1 protein-coding gene and 3 rRNA genes (1 of these 4 only partly in view) are annotated in these 6696 nt (G+C 50.1%); all 4 read right to left on the reverse strand.

Annotated features, from left to right (window positions below):
- Nucleotides 1-17: 17 nt before the first annotated feature.
- Nucleotides 18-3027: ribosomal RNA gene (locus tag ACZ481_RS24825) — 23S ribosomal RNA — on the reverse strand.
- Nucleotides 3028-3328: 301 nt separating this feature from the next.
- Nucleotides 3329-3445: ribosomal RNA gene (rrf, locus tag ACZ481_RS24830) — 5S ribosomal RNA — on the reverse strand.
- Nucleotides 3446-3726: 281 nt separating this feature from the next.
- A 16S ribosomal RNA gene (locus ACZ481_RS24835) occupies nucleotides 3727-5440 on the reverse strand.
- Together the 16S, 23S and 5S rRNA genes form the textbook arrangement of a ribosomal RNA operon.
- Before the next feature lie 506 nt (nucleotides 5441-5946).
- Nucleotides 5947-6696, reverse strand: partial view of a dihydroxy-acid dehydratase gene (gene ilvD / locus ACZ481_RS24840; RefSeq protein ID WP_464768023.1) — the 3' end only. The gene runs 909 nt beyond the window's last position; 750 of the gene's 1659 nt are visible here — the last part of the coding sequence; its start codon lies off the right edge, out of view; it ends in the stop codon at nucleotides 5947-5949.

The following is a 6696-nucleotide window of genomic DNA, read 5'->3' on the forward strand; positions in this document are numbered from 1 at the left end:
AGTTGGTTCGCTGCTTAAAAGTCAAGTCCTCGGCCTATTAGTACCAGTCCGCTCCATGGATCACTCCACTTCCACTCCTGGCCTATCAACCTTGTCTTCTCCAAGGGGCCTTACTTCTTGCGAATGACAGACCTCATCTTAAGGCTGGTTTCACGCTTAGATGCTTTCAGCGTTTATCCTTTCCGGACGTAGCTACCCAGCTCTACCCCTGGCGGGATAACTGGTACACCATGGGTCCGTCCACTCCGGTCCTCTCGTACTAGGAGCAGTTCCCTTCAAGTCTCTTACGCCCGCGATGGATAGGGACCGAACTGTCTCACGACGTTCTGAACCCAGCTCACGTACCACTTTAATGGGCGAACAGCCCAACCCTTGGGACCTACTTCAGCCCCAGGATGTGATGAGCCGACATCGAGGTGCCAAACCTCCCCGTCGATATGGACTCTTGGGAGAGATTAGCCTGTTATCCCCAGGGTAGCTTTTATCCGTTGAGCGATGGCCCTTCCACTCGGTACCACCGGATCACTAAGCCCGACTTTCGTCCCTGCTCGACTTGTCTGTCTTGCAGTCAAGCTCCCTTCTGCCTTTACACTCTTCGCGCGATTTCCATCCGCGCTGAGGGAACCTTTGGGCGCCTCCGTTACTCTTTCGGAGGCGACCGCCCCAGTCAAACTGCCCGCCTGACACTGTCCTCAGTTTCGTTACTCCTTGAGTTAGAACTCCAGTAAATAAAGGGTGGTATCCCAACATTGACTCCAATGAGACTTGCGTCCCATCTTCCCTGTCTCCCACCTATCCTGTACATCATTTACCAAAACTCAATGTCAGGTTGCAGTAAAGCTCCATGGGGTCTTTCTGTCCAGTCGCGGGTAACCTGCATCTTCACAGGTATTTCAATTTCACCGGGTCCCTCGTTGAGACAGTGCCCAAGTCGTTACACCTTTCGTGCGGGTCGGAACTTACCCGACAAGGAATTTCGCTACCTTAGGACCGTTATAGTTACGGCCGCCGTTTACCGGGGCTTCAATTCAAACCTTCGCGTTTCCACTAAGCTCTCCTCTTAACCTTCCGGCACCGGGCAGGTGTCAGCACCTATACGTCAGCTTTCGCTTTAGCAGGCACCTGTGTTTGTGGTAAACAGTCGCTTGGGCCTCTTTTTTGCAACTCATTCCCGCTTCGACCGCTTCTGGTCTACACGGTTTACAAGCTCCCCTTTTCCCGAAGTTACGGGGACATTTTGCCGAGTTCCTTAACGAGGGTTCTCCCGCGCACCTTAGGATTCTCTCCCCGCCTACCTGTGTCGGTTTACGGTACGGGCACCTAGTCTCTCACTAGAAGCTTTTCTTGACAGTCTGGGATCAGCAATTTCGCCATTATCTCTAACAGCTACCCGTCACTCCTCAGGCTTTACGCATCACGGATTTGCCTGTGATGCACCCTACAAGCTTAGACGCGAATTTCCATCCTCGCGCTTGCCTGCCCTCCTGTGTCACTCCCTCGCTCAAACGATCCTAGGTGGTACTGGAATATTTACCAGTTGTCCATCGCCTACGCTTTTTGCCTCGGCTTAGGGCCCGACTGACTCTGAGCGGACGATCCTTCCTCAGAAATCCTTAGGCTTTCGGTGGACAAGATTCTCACTTGTCTTTTCGCTACTCATACCGGCATTCTCACTTCTATACTCTCCAGCACTCCTTACGGTATACCTTCTCTGGGTATAGAACGCTCCCCTACCCATGTCGTTAGACATGCCATAGCTTCGGTTCCGTACTTTAGCCCCGGACATCTTCGGCGCAGCGACACTCGACCAGTGAGCTATTACGCACTCTTTTAATGGTGGCTGCTTCTAAGCCAACATCCTGGTTGTTTTTGTATCTCCACATCCTTTGCCACTTAGTACGGCATTGGGGACCTTAGCTGATGGTCTGGGCTGTTTCCCTCTTGACCACGGGTCTTATCACTCGTAGTCTGACTCCCAGGATTCCACTACAGGCATTCGTAGTTTGACAAGGTTCAGTAACCCATTAGGCCCCTAGCCCTATCAGTGCTCTACCGCCTGTACTTACTTCCTGAGGCTAGCCCTAAAGCTATTTCGGGGAGAACCAGCTATCTCCGCGTTCGATTGGCATTTCACCCCTATCCACAACTCATCCCAAAGCTTTTCAACGCTCACGGGTTCGGTCCTCCACGCATTTTTACCTGCGCTTCAACCTGGCCATGGATAGATCACTGCGGTTTCGGGTCTACACTATCCAACTTTCGCCCTTTTTAGACTCGCTTTCGCTTCGGCTCCGTGTCTTCCACTTAACCTTGCTGGATATTGTAACTCGCCGGTTCATTCTTCAATAGGCACGCCGTCAGCCTCCTACGGGCCTTCGACTGCTTGTAGGCATACGGTTTCAGGTTCTCTTTCACTCCCCTCCCGGGGTGCTTTTCACCTTTCCCTCACGGTACTATGCGCTATCGGTCGCCTCGAGTATTTTGCCTTGGAGGGTGGTCCCCCCTGCTTCCCACAGGGTTCCTCGTGTCCCGTGGTACTCTGGATTCCGGCCATTTCGCTCTGCCTTTCGCTTACAGGGCTGTTACCTTCTGCGGCCTACCTTTCCAGGTAGTTCAACTAGGCCTGACGAAACTTCCGCCGGTCCTCAACCCCGATTGAGATGTGAGAAGTTAGATGTTAGAGGTGAGTTCTTGTTGGAATTTGCTCTGCAAATTCTCTCATTTAAATCTCACTTCCAACTTCCCGCCTCTCACCTCTCAACCGGTTTGGGCTCTTCCCCGTTCGCTCGCCGCTACTTGGGGAATCTCGTTTGATTACTTTTCCTCCGGGTACTTAGATGTTTCAGTTCCCCGGCTTACCTCCCAACCTAAGTCGGGTAATGGTGCATGACCACCACTGGGTTCCCCCATTCGGATATTCATGGATCAGGGCCTGCTTGCGGCTCCCCATGACTTTTCGCAGCTTACCGCGTCCTTCTTCGGCTCTTGGCGCCTAGGCATCCACCGTATGCCCTTACTAACTTGACTTCTAGCTCCGACTGTCTATAAGCCGCCATCTGCGTTGTTGCTCCTCAACCCGATTGTTTGCGTACGCAAGTACGCGGCACGGCTCGGGTTTCCGGGGCGCCTAGCATATGGCACCTTCTAGCCAGTCTCCGCCTCAACTTAAACTTTGCTTGTGACTAAGGTTAAGTCATTTTTTAAAAATCCTAATTGCGCTTCGTTAAGTTACTTCACATATTTGCATATGAGAGGTACTTTTACTTTGCTTTCTTCTGTGCAGTTTTCAAAGAACATATTAACTGATGAACACAACTGTGTTCATCAAAACCAGCAACTTCCTAATCTCCCGGGCCGTTTCCAGCCAAGTACCTTCGACGTTTGTGGGCTTAACTTCTGTGTTCGGTATGGGAACAGGTGGAGCCCCACAGCTATCGTCACTGGATATCTTGTTTTCAGGAATATCTATGTTATCATCGTTGCCTGTATGTTTCAACAAGTAACTTTTGGTAACAAAAGCATTCCCTCAAAACCAAACAATGTAAATGGATTTACTACAGCCACCGCATATGGTGCGTCTAGTATTCCTGCATCTGCCAAATGTACCGACCTGGAATAGAGCTCGCTTATAAATGATGTTCTTCGCTTGCGCTCAGAACTAAGCGATTCACTCAGGTTTCCGCGTCGCTTTCGCTCCTAAAAACCTGGTTCTCTGCTTATCCCTAGAAAGGAGGTGATCCAGCCGCACCTTCCGATACGGCTACCTTGTTACGACTTCACCCCAATCATCGGCCCCACCTTCGACGGCTAGTTCCATTTCTGGTTACCCCACCGGCTTCGGGTGTGACTGACTTTCGTGGTGTGACGGGCGGTGTGTACAAGGCCCGGGAACGTATTCACCGCAGTATGCTGACCTGCGATTACTAGCGATTCCGACTTCACGGAGGCGAGTTGCAGCCTCCGATCCGAACTGAGAGCTTGTTTCTGCGTTTTGCTTGCCTTCGCAGGTTCGCTTCGCTTTGTTTAAGCCCATTGTAGTACGTGTGTAGCCCAGGACATTAGGGGCATGATGACTTGACGTCATCCCCGCCTTCCTCCGCATTCTCTGCGGCAGTCTCCCTTGAGTTCCCGCCTTTACGCGCTGGCAACAAAGGATAAGGGTTGCGCTCGTTGCGGGACTTAACCCAACATCTCACGACACGAGCTGACGACAGCCATGCACCACCTGTTTTCGCGTTACCCGAAGGTAAGGGATCTATCTCTAGACCTTTCGCTCAATGTCAAGCCCTGGTAAGGTTCTTCGCGTTGCGTCGAATTAAACCACATACTCCACCGCTTGTGCGGGCCCCCGTCAATTCCTTTGAGTTTCAACCTTGCGGCCGTACTCCCCAGGCGGGGTACTTATTGCGTTAACTCCGGCACAGAAGGGGTCGATACCCTCTACACCTAGTACCCATCGTTTACGGCCAGGACTACCGGGGTATCTAATCCCGTTCGCTCCCCTGGCTTTCGCGCCTCAGTGTCAGACACAGTCCAGAAAGTCGCCTTCGCCACTGGTGTTCCTCCCAATCTCTACGCATTTCACCGCTACACTGGGAATTCCACTTTCCTCTCCTGCACTCAAGCCTGGCAGTTTCCTGCGCCCATACGAAGTTGAGCTTCGCACTTAGACACACGACTTACCAGGCCACCTACACGCCCTTTACGCCCAATAATTCCGGACAACGCTTGCCACCTACGTATTACCGCGGCTGCTGGCACGTAGTTAGCCGTGGCTTCCTCCTTTGGTACCGTCATTACCCTATATTGTTCACATAGGATACGTTCGTCCCAAACGACAGAGCTTTACGACCCGAAGGCCTTCTTCACTCACGCGGCGTTGCTCCGTCAGACTTTCGTCCATTGCGGAAGATTCCCCACTGCTGCCTCCCGTAGGAGTCTGGGCCGTGTCTCAGTCCCAGTGTGGCCGTTCATCCTCTCAGACCGGCTACTGATCGTCGCCTTGGTGAGCCGTTACCTCACCAACTAGCTAATCAGACGCAGACCCATCTCTGAACGGTAGCTTATATATAGAGGCCACCTTTCTTATCTCCGTCATGCAACGAAGATACCACATTCGGTATTAGCACCACTTTCGCGGTGTTGTCCCCAATTCAGAGGCAGGTTGTCTACGCGTTACTCACCCGTTCGCCACTATCTGCTGTACAACACCAAAGGCTCTGTGTTGTGACGGCCCTGGATGGCCTAATGTCGAGTTTGCCATGGATGGCAATACAACTCGACTTCCTTCTTTGCGTGAAGCGCTCTCTATCGTTCGCGCTTGACGCTGCCGGATTTCACCATCACTTAACTCTTGGTGTTGAACAGCAGACCGTTCGACTTGCATGTGTTAGGCACGCCGCCAGCGTTCGTCCTGAGCCAGGATCAAACTCTCCAATAAAGTTCATAGCCTTGCGACTATATATATTGAAGCCGTTTTATCGGCTCAATTCAATCAAAATTGTTGTTGGTTGTGCTGCAAGCAGCACACCGCACATCTGGCTTTTATGATGCATTTCTTTACATTGTTCAGTTTTCAGGGAACGACGCGCATGGATGCGCTAGTGTCACGGGCGTATCATGGACGATACGCTCTGCCCGGGACCGTCGCGCGCATCATGTCAATACGCTTTGCATTCATTATTGTCTTGCTTACTGCTGAACGCGACAGCTTTTATATACTATCATGTTTATCTCATTATGTCAATGATACTTACACTATCTTAAATAAGTTATATTATGTCAAACTATTTAAGAAACAGATATAAACATTATTTAATAACTTACAAGATTAGCGTAGCATAATATAACCTAGCCTGTCAATAATTATTCAATCGATTCAGAAAAATCAATCAATAAAACAGAGCTGTTACTTACAAGATCACAGCTCTGTTGGGATTCTGATTTTTACTTAAGCACAGCCCCAGTATTTGCAGATGTAACTAGCTTAGCATATCTTGCCAGGTATCCGGTAGTAACTTTTGGAGCTGGTTTAATCCAGGCATTTCTCCGCTTGTCTAATTCTTCAGGGCTGATTTGAAATTCAAGCTTACGTCCTGGAATGTCGATATTAATAATATCACCATCTTCCAGAAAAGCAATTGGCCCGCCTTCCATAGCTTCAGGAGAAATATGGCCGATACAGGCGCCTTGGGTAGCACCGCTAAAGCGCCCGTCTGTCAAAAGCGCTACTTTAAGACCCATGCCAACAATGACAGCAGTCGGATTAAGCATTTCTTTCATACCTGGCCCACCCTTAGGCCCTTCGTAGCGAATCACCACAACATCGCCATCTTTAATCTTTTTACTAATTATAGCGTCAATGGCTTCTTCTTCAGAATTAAATACGCGGGCAATGCCTTCAAAAGTAAGCATATCTTCTTTTACCGCGCTTTCTTTGACTACAGCACCGTCCGGGGCCAAGTTACCATTTAAAATCGCGATTCCACCTGTGTGGCGATATGGTTCTGCAACTGTTTTAATCACCTCAGGGCGGTAAATAAAAGCATTTTCAATTCTATCTGCTATAGTGCCATTAATCGTCAAAGCATCTGTACAAATTCCCCCGCACTTACTAAGCTCTTTTAACACTGCTGAAATACCGCCAGCCTCATTAAAATCCTGAATATGGTGAGTTCCTCCAGGGCTAAGTTTAGT

It is taken from the genome of Sporomusa intestinalis (assembly GCF_055383785.1).